General features: G+C 47.4%; 11 protein-coding genes. 6 read left to right on the forward strand and 5 right to left on the reverse strand.

Annotation, left to right across the window (positions count from 1 at the left end; genetic code table 11):
- Positions 1 to 68: 68 nt before the first annotated feature.
- On the reverse strand, positions 69 to 3,557 hold the full coding sequence (locus tag AAGC78_RS10260) for a HEAT repeat domain-containing protein (protein WP_435783984.1): 3,489 nt from the start codon (positions 3,555 to 3,557) through the stop codon (positions 69 to 71).
- Between the two features lie 270 nt (positions 3,558 to 3,827).
- Here AAGC78_RS10260 and AAGC78_RS10265 point away from each other — a divergent pair, with 270 nt between their 5' ends.
- Both AAGC78_RS10265 and AAGC78_RS10270 read left to right on the forward strand, forming a co-directional pair.
- Positions 3,828 to 7,370 (forward strand): hypothetical protein, encoded by a 3,543-nt coding sequence (locus AAGC78_RS10265; protein ID WP_435783985.1) that lies wholly within the window; start codon positions 3,828 to 3,830, stop codon positions 7,368 to 7,370.
- Positions 7,370 to 11,779, forward strand: a complete 4,410-nt coding sequence (locus AAGC78_RS10270; RefSeq protein ID WP_435783986.1) for a hypothetical protein — start codon at positions 7,370 to 7,372, stop codon at positions 11,777 to 11,779. Before AAGC78_RS10265 ends, AAGC78_RS10270 begins: the two co-directional genes overlap by 1 nt.
- 46 nt (positions 11,780 to 11,825) lie before the next feature.
- On the opposite strand, the gene AAGC78_RS10275 is transcribed toward AAGC78_RS10270, so the two are convergent.
- The 4 genes from AAGC78_RS10275 to AAGC78_RS10290 all read right to left on the reverse strand — a co-directional run bounded on the left by AAGC78_RS10275 (position 11,826) and on the right by AAGC78_RS10290 (position 17,476).
- Complete coding sequence (locus tag AAGC78_RS10275) at positions 11,826 to 13,181, reverse strand: multicopper oxidase family protein (protein ID WP_435783987.1); 1,356 nt, start codon at positions 13,179 to 13,181, stop codon at positions 11,826 to 11,828.
- Positions 13,174 to 14,658, reverse strand: coding sequence for a TolC family protein (locus tag AAGC78_RS10280; RefSeq protein WP_435783988.1), 1,485 nt, complete (start codon positions 14,656 to 14,658; stop codon positions 13,174 to 13,176). Before AAGC78_RS10280 ends, AAGC78_RS10275 begins: the two co-directional genes overlap by 8 nt.
- Before the next feature lie 133 nt (positions 14,659 to 14,791).
- Entirely contained in the window at positions 14,792 to 15,190 is a 399-nt protein-coding gene (locus AAGC78_RS10285) for a hypothetical protein (RefSeq protein WP_435783989.1), read from the reverse strand.
- 18 nt (positions 15,191 to 15,208) lie between these two features.
- Positions 15,209 to 17,476, reverse strand: a complete 2,268-nt coding sequence (locus AAGC78_RS10290; RefSeq protein WP_435783990.1) for a heavy metal translocating P-type ATPase — start codon at positions 17,474 to 17,476, stop codon at positions 15,209 to 15,211.
- Positions 17,477 to 17,604: 128 nt separating this feature from the next.
- Between AAGC78_RS10290 and AAGC78_RS10295 the strand changes: the two genes are divergently transcribed.
- From AAGC78_RS10295 to AAGC78_RS10310, 4 genes are all read left to right on the forward strand, one after another.
- Positions 17,605 to 18,582 carry an HPP family protein gene (locus AAGC78_RS10295; RefSeq protein ID WP_435783991.1) on the forward strand — a complete coding sequence of 326 codons (978 nt, stop codon included), beginning with the start codon at positions 17,605 to 17,607 and terminating at the stop codon, positions 18,580 to 18,582.
- A gap of 234 nt (positions 18,583 to 18,816) precedes the next feature.
- Positions 18,817 to 19,551: a peptidylprolyl isomerase gene (locus tag AAGC78_RS10300; protein WP_435783992.1), complete on the forward strand. Its 735-nt coding sequence runs from the start codon at positions 18,817 to 18,819 to the stop codon at positions 19,549 to 19,551.
- A gap of 24 nt (positions 19,552 to 19,575) precedes the next feature.
- Complete coding sequence (locus tag AAGC78_RS10305) at positions 19,576 to 19,941, forward strand: hypothetical protein (protein ID WP_435783993.1); 366 nt, start codon at positions 19,576 to 19,578, stop codon at positions 19,939 to 19,941.
- Positions 19,942 to 20,153: 212 nt separating this feature from the next.
- Positions 20,154 to 21,158 carry a right-handed parallel beta-helix repeat-containing protein gene (locus AAGC78_RS10310; protein ID WP_435783994.1) on the forward strand — a complete coding sequence of 335 codons (1,005 nt, stop codon included), beginning with the start codon at positions 20,154 to 20,156 and terminating at the stop codon, positions 21,156 to 21,158.
- Positions 21,159 to 21,265 lie beyond the last annotated feature (107 nt).

Consider the following 21,265-nt stretch of genomic DNA (forward strand, 5'->3'; position numbering starts at 1 on the left):
AATAAAAATCCCCGCATCTGCGGGGACTTTTATTTATGGTTACTAATTTGCGGTTAGCGCATTAGCGCTTAGTGACCTTCATGCACTTCTTCTTTAAGTGTTGCGAGGTAAGCCACAAGATCGCGCAGTTCTTCTTTAGTTAATGCTAACCCCATTGGCGGCATGGGCGAAATGCCGCCTGTTTCAATGCTCGCAACATCTGCACGTTTGATTTCGTGTTTTTTGTCGGCCGCAGTAATCGTCATCGTGGTTTTGGTTTCTGCATCGAAAGAACCTTCAATGCGTTCACCCGTATTCAACACGGCGGTAATTCTGCCGAATCCGGGAGCGATACGTGCAGCAGGAGCTACCAATGCTTCAAGCATTTGTTCACGAGTGATGCGTGTAGCAATTGTAGTTAAGTCTGGTCCAACACGATTACCGCGCGAACCCACCATATGGCAACGAACACATTGCGTTGAGTTGCTGTAGCGAAACAGGGAAACTCCTTTTTCTGCATCACCACCATAAATAGTTTCGCGATACACATCGAGCGGATTGTTTTGATCTTTTTTACTTTCGTAAGTGGCAAGCTGTTCTTTAAGTGAGGGGCTGCCAATTTTTTCAGCCGCGGTGATTAATTCCAGTTGGACTTCAGGCGCGATTTTTCCTTCTAGCAACAATGCCATTTGTTGGCCGAATACTGCCTCTGCTTCCGGTGCTTTAACATTAGCGAGGGAAAGCATTGCCGCTTGTTGTTCGCCGGTAGTACCGGACTTTAACAAGAGCGCGTGCATATCAACCACTTGTTGAACGGGAAGGTTTAATTCAGGCACCATCGCCAAAGCCTCCATGCGCACTGACTGGTTTTTATCTTTTAATGCAGAAAATACCAGATCGCCCATATTGTTCGGCTTGAATTTTTTGAGGGTATACAGTGCGGCAATACGCACAGATGGTGCCGAGTCTTGCGACAGCATACTAACTAATTGTTTGTTTGCACTTTGGATATTCAACTCACCCAAAGCTTGCACAGTGGCTTCGCGCACGATTGGTTCTTTATCGGCCAACAATTTTGGATAGCCTGCGGTAATTGCCGTAACTGCTTCTGTTTGCGGATGTGTTAGCGGACCGCGATACATACCGGTTACACGGTCATACTTTGATGAATCGCCCCAGACGGCAACAGCGTTGATTGCCTCTGCACGCAAAGAACCAGCGATATTTTTTTGCTGGGCAAATTGAATCAAACGACTGGCGTTATCGGCTGTGTTGCCACCCGCGTAAACATTCGCATTTATTACGCGGCGTAAAAACGGTTCGTTAGTGAATTTGGGTGCGTCGAGTAATTGTGCCAGCGCAGGTAATGCATCAGTGACCAAGGCATCATCATTAATCGCACGCGCAGCATTGGTAACAACAAACTCACTTTTATCGTTTAAGAATGAGGCGAGGGCAGGGCTTTCCAGTTGTTTCAATGCCACTACTGCCGCAATACGAACAGCTTCTGAAGGATGAGTAGATAACTTGCCCAGCGCATCTTGATTACCGATACGCGCTAAAGCAATTGCGCCAGCATGACGTAAGTAAACGTCTTGCTCGTTGTTTGCTTCAACCATATCGATGATTGGAGCTATAGCCTCCTGCGCGCCAATGCGGCCTAAGGCCTGTGCACTATAAAGTTTTACCCGCGGATTTTTATCGGCAAGCAAAGGTATTAATTTAGTGGTGGCTTCTTTAGTGCGTGCATCGCCCAATACCTTTGCCGCTTGTGCACGAATTTCAGGATCTGCATCTTGCAGAAGATTAATTAGTACGGCGTGTTCAGCTGGATTTTTGCGTAGGATTTGCCCTAGACCCCAAATGGCATGAATGCGCGCAAATTGGTTGCCCGATGAAATGGCAGAATTTTGCAGCGCTTTTGTTTGCTGATTTTCTACCAGTGCAAATTGGGCTTTTTGGCGCACGCGCATATCGGCGTGACTCAAAAGAGAGACAAGTTTCTCGGCTGATTCTTTACGCAAATCACTCCCGAGCAGTGCTTGGGTTTCTTTGCGGATTGGATTGCCCGCAGTATCGGGGGTATCCAATTTCCACACGCGACCTTTTTGTTTCAAGCCCCAACCTTCAATCCAGTCGCTCAAGTAGAGCGCACCATCAGGGCCGAAATCCAAACCGGTTGCGAGCACGCCACGGAATACATTTTTGTCGCTCGCCAATTCAAAACTCGCACCTTTCGGTTTTAGCGTAAATGCATTTACGCCTGCGCGTGTTGCAGAGCCAACAAATTCCACCACAAAGAAGTGATCTTTCCATTGGTCATTAAATGCAGTGCCCGGGTTGTAAGTCATACCGGCAGGGCCTGCGTGATAAGGTGCAACCGGTGGCAATACGTGTGCAGCCTGGCCCTTGAATTGCGGCTTGTAATAATCCTCATCCATCCAGACTTTGTATTTATTGTTTTTGGGATCTATATATTTTCCCAGCTGCCAATTGATTCGCCAGCCAGTATCCGAGCCCTCAATCAAATGCACTACGCGCTCGTATTCACCGACGTGATCACCGTCGTTATCGACGCTGATAAAGTTGCCGTATTTATCAAAGGAAAATTCATACACATTGCGTGTGCCTGCCGCAAAAACTTCAAAGTCGCTGCCGTCCACTTCGCTGCGCACAACAACACCTTGATTAGGGTAGTGCCATTTTTTTCCGGTGCTATCGGTAATACTGGTGCCGATATCGCCCATGCTGTAATACATTTTTCCATCTGGCCCCAGAGTCGCACCGGAAAGGCCGTGGCCACTAAAACCAATGTGAACCGCATAACCATTAGCAAGCGATACTTTGCTATCCATCACGCCGTCATTGTTGGTGTCCTTTAAACTCCAAAAATCCGGTGCAACGTTTACAAATAAAGTATCCGTCATGTCGTTATAAAACATACCGCCAATAACGTCAGTGACTTCGCTATTAAAATCCTCCACAACGGTTTGCGCAAAATCGGCTTTGCCGCTGCCTTGGGTATCCTCAAGGCGAACTACTTTTTCTTTCACAACTGCAAGATCGCGCCAGTCGTGGCTGCCATCATTATTGCGGTCAGGAATTTTTTCATTTTGCGCACTTTTTTCCGGTGCTAGTTCGGTGTGCAGGAACTGGCGGCGATCTTCCACAGATGAAAATGCTACCGATGGATGTTCCCAGTCCGGGTAAGCGCGAATATCAAATTCTGAGTTATTGCTGCGCTGGGTGATGCCCGCCCAAATGCGACCTTTGTCATCTACGTGGATCGCGACCGTATCGCCCAATAATTTTTCTGATGCCCAGAGTTCACCGGTAATCCCCTCCGCCAAGGTCAAGGGCACTTGCGGCTCTATGGCTTCCGCCTCTTTCTTCGCTTCTTCCGGGGTGATGCGGATAATTTCCAGTGCTGGACTACTTGATGCAGCGCTAGCCTGCGACTGCTGCACTTCGGGCGTGTTGGTTGTTTTTTCCGAGCAGCCGCCAAATAAGATGAGCGATCCAACAACAGGAACAATCAGGAAACGGGATAGCGGAATACCGAGCGGGCGTTTTTTCATGGGAGGCTCACAGCTAATTATGGTTTTAGTCACTTTGGACGGTCTTATAGTCAGCCGGAATTATAGGGCGCTTGGGATCAAGCGGCGCGGGAATTGACGAACGTGAACAATATTTAACACTTCGACGGGAGGCTTTCCTCACGTGGGACAGCTTCAGGTCAGCTCCGATCAAAATTTCGCCGCCATTATTTGATCGAACGGTAATATTGCCGTGAATTAACGCGATCAGCCGTGTTAGCTTCTGAACGAATATTCAACAGGAGATGAATTATGGCTAGCAGGGTCGTTGAGGGTTTTGAGACAAGGTTTCAATCGACATTGATTCCGAGTGTTGCACAGTTGTTGCGACGTTTGCGCATAGGTACTGGAGAGCAAGTTCGCTTTCATGTACGACGACCCGACGACTTGCTGGTGTTTGACCTTCTGTTTGAAAACCTGCAAGTTGAGGGTGGCGCGGAGGGCAAGCCAGTTTTGCGCCGCTCAAACCCTGAAAAACACGGCATCCTGATTGTTGAGTTTCCTCCACAAGCATTTGGCGAAGAAGCATTCGTCGGCGAACCTTCACCGCTCAAAACACTTCCTGCAGATGTGCAGGGTGTAAAAAAGGAAAGTCCAACCTTCAACAAAATCACCGAGACAAAACTCGTCGATAATGAATTGCAAAGCGTTGCTTCCTCTGCTGCTGAAGGCGTCGATTTAGTTCGTATTCGCATGGCCGGCGCCAGCCGTGTCGCATTCGTAATGGATGCTGCGATTGAAGAAATTCCTTTTACGCTTGATGCAGTTCTTGATGCGATGCGCGATTGGAAAATGAGCCTTGATAGTAATGCCAAAGCAGACACCCCTGATACACAGTTCGATTTTTTTCTGGATAGGGTAGTTATTAAGGAATTGCGCAACGCGGTTGTCAGGCAAATTAGCAACCGGGCTGCTGTAGAGTTTGAAACAGCACTGAATTACGCAGTGCAACGAATTACCCGTGAATCGGCTGGTGGGTTTACTGACGCCGGCAGATCGCAAATTGGTGGTGTCATGTGGGCCGGCGTTTTGCGAAAGTCTGAATTTTTATTCAGTCAGAATCCTGAGTTACGTGAAGGGGATTTGCATTTTGCTACGCTCGCCACGCTCGCACTGGAATCAGCAGGTCTTTTATCCGATACAGCCATACAATTGAATGTTAATTTTGATCAGCACCAACTATTTGAAAAGCTGCCTTACATTTCTTTTTTGACAGGTTTACCTCATGAACCTGCGGAGCACGTAACCGCGCTCGAATTACCTTACCGTTTAATCCTTTCTCCTATTGAAGATGCACGTTGGCGTCACCGTATTTTCCCACATGTGGCGCAAGGTGTAACTGAGCTATGGCATACGCGTTTAATTACAGAGCGTGGGGATGCTGAAACAGCAGCAAAAGTGCGAGCAATCTGGTCACCTGATTATCTACTTGATGACGAACAGGTTGCAGAAAATGTGAACCGACCATTTCGCATGAGCCTTGATACGCAAGACCGCAAAATGCTGGTTAATCTGATGGGTAATTATCGTCAGCGGCGTGGCGATGTTACGCGTCACAACTATATTCCGCGCGCGAGTACTGCCAAACGTCTACAGCTATCCGCTCTCGGTGGATTGCTGGATTCGGAAGGTGATTGGGCAATTAGACCCAAAGGGGTAGATCTGGAGCAATGGCGACATCTTGCAACGCTCGGGCGAGATCATTATGTGCGTGTTGTCTACAGCGGTTTTCTCTTGCCCTTTGGTCATGCTGCGTCCTTGGTAAAGGTGACAGAGCGAAAATTTGAAGGCGATACTAATAGTCGTAGAGCCGTGTTACGGCAGCGTTTTTTTATCGTTGTGCGTGAACGCGTACGCCGTTATGACGGAAGCGAGCATGAATTCGGCGGACGTAATTTTCCTTTTACACAAGTGGAATTGCTTACACGAATTACGCCGGATCTTACCTCTCCGAAAAAAGCGTTTGGACATGAGCATCCTGGAATTACTGACCGCATGGCGTTTTGGCCCAAAGTGCCATTAAACCAAGCTAATCAAAAATTATTCAATTTTGAAGTGTCAGCAATTGATCGTGATAACCGCAGTGTGAGTTTTTCCTTGCCCATGTTGTTTGTCAGTGAATTGGTTAATCGCGATCACAATTCAATAATGCGCGATGCCTACAACGCGAGTGACAAAGCAACTTGCCGTGAAACCAATATGAACGGGGCAAGTATTCGCTTCGATAAAGAAGAAGGTGATTCCACACTTGCAACACATTTGTTGAGTTTCAATGTTGGGGATAATGGCAAGACAAAAACGACAAACCCTAACTTTCATCCGCAAATGGAGTTTGCTGAATTAGGTGTTCCGGTTCTGCAAAAACTGATCGGGCGGAATGATCTAATTGTGATGCAATATCCTGATGTTGTTAAACATGCAGGCAAAAATGAAGGGCAGGTTTTTTTAGTGGTTGGACCAAATGGTCCGGCGGAATTAAAGTTTGAAGGAGGGCAGGGGGGGCAGCAAACTGATAGTTTAGGTGGTTTGGCTGCACCGCAGATGGCAATTTATGGGCTATCAAAATTGTCTGGGCCAATAGCAAGTAAAAAAGGGCAATCGCCTGAAAATGCAATAAAAAATTCAGTTAACAACCAAATTGAACTGTTCGACTATTTTTCACCTGATGCAACGTTGATTGGTGGAATTACCTTAGTTGATCTTTTTAAAGGTGTTGGTGCCATTGCACTTAATCATGCTAATGCCCCTAAATTTATATCCACAGAAACCACAAGCCATATTGAAACCCGTTTTGATTGGATAACAACAATATCAAAATCGGACGAGAAAAATTTATTGATCCCTGATGAGTTACAGGGTTCTAAACTCACAATGAGCGGTAGAACATTTGTACCAATCAATAATCCCCAGACAGCACAAAAGTCCGCTAATGCAGCCTTAGAAAAATTCAAACTCAATCTCTACGGTTGCATTATTCTGCATTTCGATAAACTGGCATTTACCGCTAGCCCAGGCCAAAAGCCTGATGTTTCCGTACAGCTTAATCATGACGATGCGGTGAGATTTGGTGGCCCGTTGGAGTTTGTAAATAGCCTGCGCGATTTTATCCCCAGTAATGGTTTTTCTGATCCTCCATCCTTAAGTGTAACGCCAAGCGGTATTTCCGCGAGTTACTCACTCAATTTGCCAACGATTGAGGTAGGCATTTTTTCTTTATCCAATGTCACTCTGGGTGCCGCATTTAATTTGCCTTTTGATAATCGCCCAGCTTCTGTTCGGTTTAATTTTGCTGAGCGACAACGCCCGTTTAGTTTGACCGTATCGTTACTCGGTGGAGGAGGTTTTTTCGCAGCTACGGTTGGTGCTAAAGGGGTTCAGGAAATTGAAGCAGCATTGGAATTCGGCGCGGCGGTTTCATTAAATCTCGTAGTCGCATCCGGCATGGTTGAGATCAAAGCCGGGGTTTATTTTAACTGGAAAGACGATGCCGAAGGCAAGCGTGTCGTGCTAGCGGGTTACGTGCGTATTCATGGCGAGCTGACGATCATCGCAATATTTTCAGCATCACTTACGTTTAACTTGCAGCTCGCCTATGAGAACAGCAGTGGTGAGTCAATTGTTTATGGCGAAGCGGAATTGATTGTGGAGTTTGAGGTAGTGCTCGTTAGCTTCTCCATTCCCGTACGATGCCGAAAAGAATTTAGTGGTGGTGCTGCTGACCCAAAATTTAACGATCTAATGAATAAAGAATCATGGACTGAATATTGCGCTGCGTTCGCGCCGGAGGAAGTGTAATGGCCAAGCAAACATTGATATGGACTTGTCTACCAAATGGTATTTCTGCTGACGAAAAAGAAGTACGTATATCCGTTATGGTTGCACCAAAATTGGATGCGGAGGCCAATGCCCAGGAGCTTTCCAGTTTCCCAGAATGGTTGGATTGGCCTGCGACCTTGGCCAGTGCCAGATTTTCATTTGTTGCGAATGGTCAGGTTATCGCCAAATCATCCTTAGGAGATATTGAAGGTGCCAGCCGTCATGACACTACTATAGGTTCGCCTGATTCGGATGTGTGGTGTGCGTTATTTAAAGCGAATTTTTATGTCGAAAGCTACGATGTGCAACGAGATGTAACTGATCTGTTAGATAGCAATGTATTGTCTTATAGCACGGTTGAAGTGCAGCGTTTAGTTAAAGAGATGTATGCAGATTTGGCTGTGCGCACTAACGAAAATCTGCCGCGCATTGGCGCAGACTTGCTCGATAATAATTTGTGGCGCGATCTGGTTGAAAGTGTGCAACAGGTTGATCGCTGGGGAAATAAAAGGCACGGCAAAGATTTTTTGCCAGAGAACAATACCGCAGAGTCTAAAATAGGTCGTCGTTTTGCAACACTTGATGCCTTATTAAAAGCTGGAGATACGATCGAGAAGGGCAGTGATCTACAGCGAAAAATACATCACCTCGCACGTTTTGAATTGTTTCATACTCCACCATTACGGCCAAAAGCTATCAAACAGGTTGCGCGTACCGACGATAAAAGGATTTCTGAAACTGTTGAAGAATTTGAGCGTCCACCTGAGCCTTCGAAAGAAGATCTTGTGAAGACCATGCATTTTCATCGTGCAATTGCGGCCATGAATAATTATCCCACTTTACTGCGTCGTTTGGGGTTGGTTGTCGATTTTTCATTGAGTCGCGACCAATTTCCCAAAGGCGATAATATCGCTCTGGAAGTGATGGTTGAGTTTTCTGAAGGGCTTGCAACCCCGTTGAATATTAATATTGATTCTGCACCAATAACCTATGTTACCCATGATCAACAGCAATTTTTAAGCACACCAAATCCTGGTTTAAATCCAGAGCAGGCAATACGAATTCATCAAGGACTGTTGGATATTTACAGTCATTCTGACAGTTATGCAGTTGTGCAAGCGGATATTGATAGTGCTGCTCTAAAGCTAATGAATTTTGCTCGCTCACTCGGTACTTACGATGCTCAAGCAAAAGTAGATCCGGCAATTTTATTGGATGATGTTAGTCGGCATGAAAAACGGGCGGGGGCGCCGAGTTTGCGTACGGCCGGAATCTCTCTCGTTCGCAAAGATCGTGGTGATTTGCTTAAGCAGCGTTTCGCTGTGAATAAACAACATTTAAGCGATGCACAAACCCAACAGGGAATTCAATTTTGGGCGGAGGATCTTGTTCGTGGTTATCGTATTGATGTGTGGGATACAAAAGTAAAAGTGTGGCGCTCACTCTGTCGGCGCACAGCTGACTATATGTTTGCTGCCGAGCGTTTGTTGGTAAATCCTTTAGCCGGTGAAGAGGAAGCAACAGTACAGATGGCGGCCACCCGCTCGCCTGATCCAACCTATAACCAGGATATTTTGTATTTGCATGAATCGATGGTGTCATGGGGCGGTTGGAGTTTAGCTGCACCGCAACCGGGTAGGGCAATTGGCAAAGATACCAAAGCTGACAAAGGATCTGACGGAAGACCACAGTTCACTGAGGGGGCAGAGGCTTTGGAAGGATTGGATTTCAAGTCGCAATTCAAAGCGGTTCCCGGATCGCTGCCACGCCTGCGTTACGGTCGTCGCTATGCTTTGCGCGCTCGCGCTGTCGATATCGCCGGTAATTCGTTACAGCCTACGGAACAAAATATCGGACCGGAAAATCCGGAAAAAGAAGCGCAGGCATTTTTGCGGTTTGAACCCATTGCCGCTCCGATTCTCGCCTTACCAGGCATATCTCGTGACCATGGGGTTAAGCAGCCTGATTTTGGTGAGTCGATGTATCGATTGGTGATTCGAAGTTTCAATGACAGTTTTGATGATTCCAGTTTATCCACTCAACAATGCGAGCGTTTCGCTGTACCGCCACAATCAACAATTCATGAGGCTGAATTGCATGGCGTGCTCGATCACGCTGGTACACTCAATTCAGCTGCTTACGAAATGCTAGCTAAGGAAAAGGATTTTCCTATAAATGATGCGAATGCATCTTTATGGCAAACAATATTTCCCATGAAAGGGCCACTTGATAGAGAAGGTACTGAGGTAGATACGCACTATGCAGTGTGGAATGCAGGCGCTCGTATGAGTTATTTAGCAGATCCAATGGCGCAAGTGGTATCTGCCTGGTTTGTTGATCATCCTGCAATTTCTCCACAGGAAACTATTCGAATTCCGTTGTATCGAAACGATGCAACCTGGCCCGAGGCTGAGCCATTCCGAATTGATTTGTACGAAGATGTGGATCCGCTCGCTAAAACATTTTACGAGGAGCAATCACATGTCCTCCGGGTTCCCTTGGCAAAAGGTGAGAGAGTAAAACTGCGTTTATCGATGCGTATTCTAAAGCGTGATCTTGTTGAACGCATGGGGCTTTGGCAATGGCTAGATGAAGCCGCACAACAAAAAATTGCAAAGGCTACGTTGGATGGTCGCTCGTGGTTGTTTACACCATGGCAGGAAATTGATTTGGTGCACGCAGTGCAACGTCCATTGATTCAGCCAGATATTCGTTCGATATATATAGATCGTAATATCGGTTCCACATTTGCAATTCCTCGTTTATTTGCAAATTGCAGCCTGAAAAGTACCGATCGCCTTGATCTGCAAGCGACCTGGCATGAGCCAATGAATGGGTCGGATGTGGGTGACGTGAAACGAGAGGATATGGCTTTTCAAGTAAAGATTACTGATATAAAAGATTTTCTCGCCGATCAGCACGCATTGCGTGATCACAGTTTACCTTCTGAAGAACATGGCCCAGATGTTATTGGCATCAACAAACCGCGAACGGATTTTGAATCCGAAAAACGCCATGAGTTTGGCGATACTCGTTATCGTCGGATCGAATACAGACTTAATGCAACAACACGCTATCGCGAATATTTGCCACCGGAATTGTTATTCAGACCCGGCTTCGATGCGACCGGGGAGCCAGCACAAACTGAGGAACATATTCATCTCTATGGCGCGAGCGCAGTTACCTGGATACCTAACTCAGCTCCTCCACCTGCACCTGAGGTGCTTTATGTTGTGCCTACCTTTGGTTGGTCCCGTGCACGTACAGAAGATGGTGCGCAGCATATATGGCGACGTGGTGGCGGACTGCGTGTCTATCTTGATCGCCCTTGGAACAGCAGTGGTTATGGTGAAATGTTGGCGGTAGTGCTGCCTGAGTCTGGGTACACCAAAGACCCTGAAAAAGATCCACTTTCTCGCCCCAGCAAAAGTTTCATTACACAGTGGGGGAGCGATCCAATTTGGAACTCTCCTGCAGTTGCAGGTTTGGCGCCCCGCATCAGTAATTTCCCGCGTGCACGTTTACAACCTGATGCGACTGGTCGATGGCTGCCGCCGGGCGCGCCAGCGAGTGAAGCGAAGCAAATGCCGGGAGAGTTTCAAACACGATTATCTGTTGGTGATTCAACGGTGGATATCGCACCACACGACGTATATTTCGATGAGGAGCGGAAGCTTTGGTATTGCGATATCGAAATAGACCATGGCGATAGCTACTGGCCATTTGTGCGCCTTGCATTAGCACGCTATCAGCCAACTTCTGTTGGTGGTGCACATCTTTCTGAAATTGTGCTTGCCGATTTTATGCAGCTCACCATGGATCGCTGGGCGACGATACGCCACAACTCACTCACCAACGGTTTTGACGTAAGCCTTCATGGCTCTACTTACAGTAACTCTGCGGGAGCGCGTGAAGTGCTGGCTCGTCTGCCACGTTTCCAACAACGCAGTCCCGCGGCCACTAGTGTGGTTGAAGTATGGCTTGAGCGTCTTGATCCTTCGCTTGGAACTGACTTTGGTTGGCGCAGAGTTGCAGAGGGAAATCGCAAACAAACTAATGTTGAACGAGAAGAACACTCCTCTGAAACGATTACAATAAACCGGTTCAGCACTTTTGAGCGCTTACAATTTAGCGGGCTACGCAATTCAATATCTGGCTCACTAATCAGAACGAATCGTATTGATTCCAATCTAATTGAGCGTTGGATAAAACCTAAGCCTTTGTGGGAGGGATTTGTTGAAAGTCCCCGCGATATCACTAGTGAAGGTTATCGCATTGTGATTGCGGAATACGAGGAATATCCAACGGATGACAACACACCTTATACGGGAGTGCCCTTATCGAAAGGGCGTAGGTTAGTATTCGTTGAGCATATAGAATTGCGTTAACTGTTTTCCTCTGGCTCGATTTATATCGAGCCAGAGGAAGTATTATTTACGTAGGAATTCCATCTGGCACACGCGCGACTTTTTTCGCCTGGGTTCCCTCAGGGGGTGAATAAAAACCGGCATCCTCACCCAATTGATCGCGCACGCGAATCATTGAAAACATTCCGCCCATCTCGAGTTTTCCGTAGCGACCTTCGCCCATCATCATTGGCAAAGTATTTTCCGGGCCAGGCATGTGGCCCATGTCTACATGCACTTGATGTTCAGCCATGCCGTTTTCACCCATTGGCATGTATCCCGGCAATACTTTGCTTACTGACTCGGGTTGTTTCACTCCGAGCATATTGGGTACGCCGTGCCCCATTGCATTCATGGTGTGGTGGCTCATGTGGCAATGAAAAGCCCAATCGCCTGGAACTGCAATAAATTCCAAGTCGCGTGTTTGCCCTACACCAACAATCTCGGTGACTTCTTTGCGCCACTGCGATTCTGGCCAACGTCCGCCATCGGAACCCGTCAATTCAAATTGCACGCCGTGCAAATGGATCGGATGATTCCACATAGATAAATTACCCACGCGAATTCGAATGCGCTCGCCGGTTTGTGCGACCATAGATTCAATCGCGGGAAATACTTTGCTGTTCATTGTCCACAAATCGAACTCACTCATTACGCTTGGATCGGGGCGATAAGTGCCGGGATGCACGGCCCAGTTGTGCAAGAGCACAACGTAATCGCGATCAACCTTCGGAGTAACCGGCTCTTTCGGATGGATAATAAACATACCCATCATACCCATCGCCATTTGCACCATTTCATCGGCGTGCGGGTGATACATATGTGTGCCGTGTTGTTCCAGCGTGAATTCGTACACAAATGTTTCGCCGGGTTTAATCGCAGGCTGTGTTAATCCACTCACACCATCCATTCCCCAAGGCAATAAAATGCCGTGCCAGTGCATGCTGGTGTGTTCGGGTAATTTATTGGTGACGTAAATTCGCACGCGATCACCTTCAACGGCTTCTAATGTCGGGCCGGGCGTTGCTCCGTTGTAACCCCAGGCCTTTATTTTTGTGCCCGGTGCAAATTCGTGCTCAACTTCCTCGGCAATTAAATGAAATTCTTTTACCCCATCACTCATCCGATAGGGGAGAGTGCGAGCATTGGGGGTAATTACCGGTGTGTAACCTTGATCGGTTGGCTGCGGCTTTTTGGTGGAAACTGTGGGTATTTTTGATGTTGTTTTTGCTGCGCCTTTTTTGACATTTGTGTGGCGACTATGATCACTCGCCGCCGCAGTGCCATGTTGATGGGCAGCATGATTCTGCTGCGCTTGTAAAGGTAGGCTTGCAGCAACCAGACCAGCTGCACTGCCGAGTAAAAGCGTACGACGATTAATCATGGTGATGCTCCTCATGTTCACTGGCGGCATTGGTGTGGTCGGCATGATTCATATTGCTGTGATCCATTTCTTTATGGTTCATATGGTCGTGATGAGTATCGCCATGATCCATTTTGCTATGATCCATGCCGTTGTGTTTTATCGATTCAGATGTTGGTAGCGCGCGTCCAATTGCCAGTTCCAGCTGTGTGCGCGCTTGCCAGTAGGCTGCTAGCTCGTTGGTGTAATCGTGGGCTAGTTGAATTTCCTGGCGTTTAATGTCGAGCAATTCGAGCGGACTGCTGAGCATAAAATTAACTTCGCGATTGGATAGCAGTACTCGTTTCCCCGCGACTTGCAGACTGGATGTAATTAACTCCAATTGGCTGCGACTCGACTGCATTTGATTAAGCGCTTGCGCAATTTCGCTATCTGTATTGAGTCGCAACTGATCCAGTTGCGCTTTATTTTTTTCCAGCTGCGCCGTTACCGTGGCCAGCTTTCCTTGGTTGCGATTAAATAATGGCAAGGCTAATTCAATTTCCGGGCCGATATTTTTTGCACCATCAAATTCTCGCTCGGCGTTTACACCGATGGTCATATCCCTCCACCCATTTTCTTTGCGCAACAGATTGCTACGTTGTTCAAGCAGGCGTGATTGTTGTTGCACAATCTGTAAATCTAACCGGTCACTTTGAGCCTGTGCGAACAGTGTGGCGTGACTGAAATCATCCGAGGGCAGGAGCGGCAATTGTGTAGGCAGTATTACTACTTGAGTTGAATCCAAACCAATAACATTCAGTAGCTTCAGATAGGATTTCTGCGCTTTAAGTTCGCGTTGCTTTACTTGCTGCTGAACACGACGCAATTCATTGTCATAAAATAGGAAGTTATTTTCTGATAGGTTGCCAGCGCGATACATGCTATCGGCTAATTGCTGGCGCGCACGCGTTGCATCGAACATGGTTCGAGCTACTTGTAAATGTTGTTGTGCCGCTATCGCGCTATAATAAGCAGTGCTCGTTTTTGCAATCAGTTTCTGCAGTTTGTCCTGCAGGTGTAGCTGCGTGCTCAGCAGATTCTCTTGCGCCATCTCGCGCCGCAATGGGCGAGTGAACAGCTCCAATAAAGGCAGGCTCAAGCCCGCATCCAATTGCCAGCGCCCGCCATCTTCTGGCCTTAATGCACCGAGAGAAATATGCGGATTGCTGATTAACTCAGCCTGTAGTTGTTGCGCATTGGCAATACCTAATTGCGCCAGTTCAATGCGAACTTGTGGTGACTTGCCAAGCAGTGTTTGAACTGCATCGTCCAGCCCAAGTGTTTTGTTGGCGAGCACGGGCGCTGTAGCTGATAGTTTCGCAGTGGGGTAGCGCGCGCTGAGTTGTTGCTCTATCAGTGCCTTGGCGGTATCTGGCGGCGTAGTGGCACATGCGCTCAACAATAAAGTGGCGCATAGTAGAAAGCTGCTACGAGTGAGCAGGTTGGTGGTGTTCATTTTTTGAAATCCTTAACTGTTGATCGCCTGCTTTTGCACAACGATTTAGGTTAATGGTTGCATCAAATCGATATGAGAAATCGACACGCTGGTTTAGCTTGCAGCAGCGATCTAACGCGCTTGCAAATAAAAACTACGCGCAGAATTGCGGTGGCCGTTGAGGGGTTTCCAATGCGGGCTGTGCGGGAGAGGAAACTTTAAATTGGATGTAAGTGCTTTCCGAATAAATACCCATGGGTGTTAATTCGTGTACCACTAAAGCGGAGTGCCAACTGCAAGAAAATTGGCAATGATTGCAAGATTTGGTGTCGGTGGATATTGGATGGTGATTGCTAGTTGTCGAGCTATCAAACTGCGCATCAGGCACAGAGTCATGGCAGGAAGGATGAGGTTTAGGTTCCGCTGCTGAATCCAATTGCGCCAGACTGGATTCAATTTGCGCGCAGTGCAGCCATTGCCCGGCAATCGCCTGCAGCGGAAGCCACAGGCAGAGGGCAATCACAATCATGTGTAAGCGTTTGCGTGCAATCATGTTGTTAATCGTTTGCGGTCAGTTTAGTTTTTCGGTTGTGTATTCATAACGCCAGGTTTTTAGTCGCAATGCATTGGTAACTACAAACACGCTGGATAGTGCCATTGCGCCGGCAGCAAGCATAGGTGATAAGAGTACACCAAATATCGGATAAGCCACACCTGCAGCAAGCGGAATTAATGCGGCGTTATAGGCAAATGCCCAAAATAAATTCTGTTTGATATTGCGCATGGTTGCTCGCGCAAGTGAAATACTTTTGGGTACACCATCGATACCTCCGCTTACCAAGACAAGGTCCGCGCTTTCTATCGCAATATCAGTACCTGTTCCAATCGCCAAACCAAGATCGGCTTCGGCAAGCGCTGGTGCATCGTTAATTCCATCGCCTACAAATGCAATCGCGCCGTGTTGCTTGCGCAGCTTTTTAACGGCTGACACTTTTTGCTTGGGTAATACTTCGGCGACTACCAGATCAATACCTAATTGGCGTGCAATCACATCTGCAGTGCGTTGGTTGTCGCCAGTGATCATCGCAATTTTAAAACCTAGATCATGCAGGGCTTTTAAGGCTTCGGTGGTGCCGGATTTTACCGTATCTGCCAGTGCCATCACCGCAGCGATCTGGTTATCGATCGCAATATAAATTGGCGTTTTTCCTTCGCTTGCCAATTGTTGTGCACTTTCAAGAAATGAATCCAGCGCAATACCGAGTGGAGTGAACAAGCGATCAGCACCAATATGAATTGTTCGTCCTGATACAGTTGCTTTTAGTCCGGAACCTGTAATTGCTTCGAAGGCTTCCACATTGCCGAGAGAAATGTTTTCAGCTTCTGCTGCTTTTACCAGTGCGCTGGCAATCGGGTGCTCGGAATGTTGTTCAGCGGTTGCGGCAAGGGCAAGCACAAAACTTTTCTCAAATCCGGGCGCGACAATAAAATCTGTGAGGGTAGGTTGGCCAATAGTCAGAGTGCCGGTTTTATCAAATGCAATTGTTTTTACTTCGGCTAATGTCTGTAATGCACTGCCGCGACGAAACAGCAAACCAAGATTCGCAGCGCGGCCGGTGCCAACCATAATCGATGTTGGTGTTGCCAAGCCCATGGCGCAGGGGCAGGCGATGATAAGCACAGCGACAGCATTGACTAACGCAAAACCAAGCGCTGGTTCAGGGCCAACAATAAGCCACACCATAAAAGTGAGCGCGGCAATTAGCATTACTACTGGCACAAACCATTGGGTGATTTTGTCTACCAACGCCTGAATGGGAAGTTTGGAACCTTGCGCGGACTCAACCAGATCAATAATTTGGGCAAGCAATGTTTCTTTGCCAATTTTAGTGACCTTGTAGGTAAACGATCCGTTGGTATTGAGCGTACCGCCAATCACTTGCGCTCCTGTGCTTTTACTTACCGGTATGGGCTCGCCGGTCATCATCGACTCATCAATATAAGAAGCTCCCTGAATAATCTCTCCATCCAATGCGATTCGCTCACCGGGACGAACCAGTAATAGGTCATCTACATGGATCTGGGCGATATCCACAGTCTCATGTTGCTCACCTTTCACTCTCGTTGCCACATGGGGTTGGAGCTTTACCAGGCGGGCAATTGCATCGCTGGTGCGACCCCGCGCATTTGCTTCCATCAATCGCCCGAGCAAAATCAGCGTGACTATGACAGCCGCTGCTTCAAAGTAGATGTTTACTGTTCCGGTAGGCAACAGAATCGGGGCAAAGGTTGCCACTAATGAATAACCCCAGGCAGCAAGACTACCGAGGGCGACCAGGGAGTTCATATCCGGTTGCAAGCGCAGCAGCGCAGGCAATCCTTTTTGATAAAAAGCGCGGCCGGGGCCGAACATCACCAGGGTCGTCAGCGCGGCTTGAATAATCCAACTCCAGATCCCGAGATTCGTCATTATCCAATGATGAAAGGCAGGCACTAAATGGCCGCCCATTTCCATTACAAAGACGGGGGCAGTTGCGATCAGTGCTACAAAGAACCTTTGTTTAAGTTGCAAGCGTTCCTGTTTACGCCGATCAGCTTGTTCGTTGCGATCATTAGTGTTGGCAAAGGCGGCTTTATAGCCAGCTTGCTCAACGCTAAGGATGAGGTCTTCAGCGGCAACCGGGCGTGCAAGCACCAAATGCGCTCGCTCGGTGGCGAGGTTGACGCTGGCAGAGCTGACACCATTTACTGAAACTAACGCCTTCTCGACATGGGCGACGCAGGAGGCACAGTTCATCCCGCTAATGGCTAGTTCTAATTCCTGCTGATTACCGGACACAATTCGATCCTCTCAAATGCTATTGCCCAAGACTAAACCTTTCCCCAAGGGGAAGGTCAAGCGGCTATTTGCAGTCGGCGCGATAAACATCTAGGATTCCGCACTTTATTGGTGCGATGGAATTTACCATGACAATCAAACACATCATTCACGAAGCTCGCCTGTATTTGGGTATAGAGCGCAACACGACCAGTCACAGCGAAAAAATCATTTCCGCTGTGGGGGCCTTTCTGGGGATTGTGGCGGTCTATTGGGGCACTCGCTGGTGCTTTCCGGACGGATTTATGCACACCGCAGGTACCCTGATTATGGTTACCTCTATGGGCGCGAGCGCGGTATTACTGTTTGCGGTTCCGCAGGGGGCTTTGTCCCAGCCTTGGTCGGTAGTCGGTGGGCATTTGTTATCGGCATTTGTTGGTGTATCTGTCCAACAACTATTTCCTGATCAAACCTGGACGCCGGCACTGGCAGTCGGTTTAGCAGTCGGTGTGATGCATTATCTGCGCTGTATGCACCCTCCGGGAGGCGCAACGGCTCTGGCGGCAGTGATCGGCGGTCCGGAAATCTACCGACTTGAATATTACTATCTAGTTGCTCCCATCCTGATCAACGTCACCAGCATCATGGTCATGGCGATAGCATTTAACGCGCTCTTCTCCTGGCGCCGTTATCCGGCGCATCTTACCCGCCGTAAACTCGTCAAACCGGCGGCTGCGGCTGAGCGTCAATTTGAGTTAACGCAAGAGGATTTCTCTGCCGCTATGGAGCAGCTCAACTCTTACGTGGATATTACCGCTGAAAACCTGACCCAGCTGCTGGAGCTGGCTAAACAGCATGCCGAGAAGAACATCACCCACCCTGAGCAGGTTGTGGCAGGGCACTTCTACAGCAACGGAAAACTGGGGAACTTGTGGAGTGTCCGTCAGGTCGTAGACGCCGCCGATAATCAGAATGCCAGTAAAGATCAGGTGATTTATAAAATTGTGGCTGGCGCTGGTGGTTACGCTACTGGTATTTGCCTTCGTGCAGAATTTCGTCAATGGGCACGCTATGAGGTTAAACAACAACCAAATGGCCATTGGACGAAAGTGACCGACGAGGAATAGCCTGAATAAGCTGGCGTAAGTATTACAAATTCCAACAAATTTAAGGTGTTGAGTCAGTATCACTCAGGATAAGATGCGGCAATCCTAGCTGGGTCTAAAGGCTTGGTTAGCAACAACATCAGTCTATTTATAACTAGAGGTTTTTCGTCCATGCAATCATCCGCCCAGTCTGTATCCCCGGCTAAATGGCTCAAACTTAGCATCTCAGCAGCTTGCCTAAGTGCTGGCGTTTTAATGACTCAAGCCGCTTCTGCAACGACCGTGCAATTTCAAACCCCGCTGGGTGATTTTGAAGTAAACCTCTTTGATAAAACCACACCTAAAACTGTGGAGAATTTTCTCGCTTACGTAAAAGCCAATGCTTATACCAATGCAATCGTGCACCGTTCAGTTCCCGGATTTGTAATTCAGGGCGGTGGTTATAAGTACACCGGCGAGCTACCTTTGGTTGCTATCGCACAAAATGCCAAAGTGACAAATGAACCTGTTTACTCCAACGTGCGCGGCACTATTGCCATGGCTAAGCTGGGTAGTGATGCTAACAGCGCAACCAATCAATGGTTCATCAACCTTAGCAATGACAACGTGTCTAACTTGGATAAACAAAACGGCGGCTTCACTGTTTTTGGACAAGTGACTGGAAATGGTATGGCAATTGTTGATGCCATCGCTGCCTTGAATCGTTTCAATATGGGCAGCCCTTTCGATAGCATACCGCTGCGCAATTACACTGCGGCGGATAACACGAATAAAGTCCCTGTTACTGGCGATCATTTCATGATGATCCAGAATATTGTTGTGTTGAATGCAGATCCGGATACTGCTGCAAATCTTAATCCTGCTAAAAACACCCTCATCAACGAGAAAGAAGACAAAGGCGGTGGCGGTGGCGGTAGCGCTGGTCTGTTTAGCCTGATGATGTTGGGTTTACTTGCGCTGGGACGTAAAAGCCTGTTGAATAGGAAGTAATTTCTATTCTCAGAGGGATATACCGTGGTCACGTATTTGTATTGGTTTGCCGTTATCAGTGTCGCTATTTTTGTTTTTTGGGGTGTTGGTCGCTACTTAAAATGGAAAGTCGGTCTGATTGGTGCCCTCGTGATACTGGCCATCGGTTGGGGAAGTTATTACTTTCACTACGAACAATACTTCGTTAAAAATCTGGGTGGTGTAATGTCGATTGCCGTCCCTGACGGGCAAATGCACATGCAAGCGACTTGGAAGGAAGAGAATTTGTGGATCGAAAATTATGACCCCAAAACCAACACCTGTATTTTCAGTGAATACTCAAAAGGCAGTTTATTAGAGGGTAGGGTTACGATTAAAAACTGCAATCCGCTTATGCCGAAAATAGAGTAACTTGCTGAAAGCTATCAAATACTTAACACAAAAGGGGCCTTTGGCCCCTTTTGTGTTTCTAGAATACACACTTAATATGGCTCGCGATTTGGTCTTTAATATAAATTAGAACTTTTAAGGCTAAAGGCGCATTTTTCATTGTGATGATGCTGTTAAGAGCTAATCTTTAAATAAGCGGAGTATGTTATCCCGCGTTCGAAAGAGGCCACACTATGAAAATCAATCATAGCGCGCAAATTGTCTGGGCGTTGTTCGCAGTACTGTTAGTTAGCGGTTCGATACCAGCTTACGCCGCAAAAGCTGTTAAAGAAAAAACCTGTAGTGCAATTCAAAAAGCAATTAATCAATTACCGGCGGAAGGTGGAGAGTTAACGCTACAAGCTGGCATTTATACTTGCACCCATCCAATTATTATCGACAAAAATAATGTCACGTTACGCGGTGCAGGCCCTGCAACTTTATTGCGTCTTGCAGATCATATTAATGCGCCCGTAATTGTAATGGGCTCCGCTGAAAATGTTCCCAGTTATGCGGTACGTTATGTGCGGGTTATTGATTTAACAATTGATGGAAATCGTGTCAATCAAACAGCGGAATGCATGGGAGGGCCGTGCAGCCAAGAGTTTCCATTGCGTAATAATGGCATCAGTATTCGTCGTTGCTTGGATTGTGTTGTGCAATCGGTAACTGTGTATGGTGCTATGTCCGGTGGACTTGTGACTGAATTGGGTTGTCGCCGTTTAACTATTCGCGACTACACCTCATATGACAATGAATTTGATGGCCTTGCAGGTTACGAAACTGAAGACAGCACATTTTCCGGCATTCATTTATACGGAAATAAAGCGGCCGGTATCTCGACTGATATCAAATTCAATAACAACAAATTCTATGATGTAACTATCGCCGACAATAAAACTGTGGGCATATTTATGCGCGATTCGCTTGATAACTCATTTACTAATTTGCATATCCGCGACAACGTGCAACACGGTATTTTTCTTGCGCAGGTGAATACTGATCCGAGTACTGCGGCCACCGGCAATACATTTACCGGAGTGGTGATTTCACGCTCAGGTGGAATGGGAGTTTTGGCCAATGATGCATCATGCGTAAATAATATGATGGTAGGTGCGCAATTTATTAACAACAAGCATGGTTGTATCAGTGAAGCGACATCAGGATTGGTAGAGAATGTTGGTGCAATTTGCCGTTAGATTAAACAGCAAATAGTGACCTAAAAGATTTTGAGATGTGTGTGTACCAGGATGTATTTTTACGTGAGCTCGCAGCCTTAGTGGTTGCGAGCTTTTTTTTATTGCAG

The organism is Cellvibrio sp. (assembly GCF_039207905.1).
In the GTDB taxonomy this organism is placed as follows: Bacteria; Pseudomonadota; Gammaproteobacteria; order Pseudomonadales; family Cellvibrionaceae; genus Cellvibrio.

Excerpts from the sequence above, each read along its gene's own strand:
- AAGC78_RS10260 (WP_435783984.1), bottom strand. The coding sequence starts at position 3,557 with ATGAAAAAACGCCCGCTCGGTATTCCGCTATCCCGTTTCCTGATTGTT.
- AAGC78_RS10265 (WP_435783985.1), top strand. The coding sequence starts at position 3,828 with ATGGCTAGCAGGGTCGTTGAGGGTTTTGAGACAAGGTTTCAATCGACA.
- AAGC78_RS10270 (WP_435783986.1), top strand. The coding sequence starts at position 7,370 with ATGGCCAAGCAAACATTGATATGGACTTGTCTACCAAATGGTATTTCT.
- AAGC78_RS10275 (WP_435783987.1), bottom strand. The coding sequence starts at position 13,181 with ATGATTAATCGTCGTACGCTTTTACTCGGCAGTGCAGCTGGTCTGGTT.
- AAGC78_RS10280 (WP_435783988.1), bottom strand. The coding sequence starts at position 14,658 with ATGAACACCACCAACCTGCTCACTCGTAGCAGCTTTCTACTATGCGCC.
- AAGC78_RS10285 (WP_435783989.1), bottom strand. The coding sequence starts at position 15,190 with ATGATTGCACGCAAACGCTTACACATGATTGTGATTGCCCTCTGCCTG.
- AAGC78_RS10295 (WP_435783991.1), top strand. The coding sequence starts at position 17,605 with ATGACAATCAAACACATCATTCACGAAGCTCGCCTGTATTTGGGTATA.
- AAGC78_RS10300 (WP_435783992.1), top strand. The coding sequence starts at position 18,817 with ATGACTCAAGCCGCTTCTGCAACGACCGTGCAATTTCAAACCCCGCTG.
- AAGC78_RS10310 (WP_435783994.1), top strand. The coding sequence starts at position 20,154 with ATGAAAATCAATCATAGCGCGCAAATTGTCTGGGCGTTGTTCGCAGTA.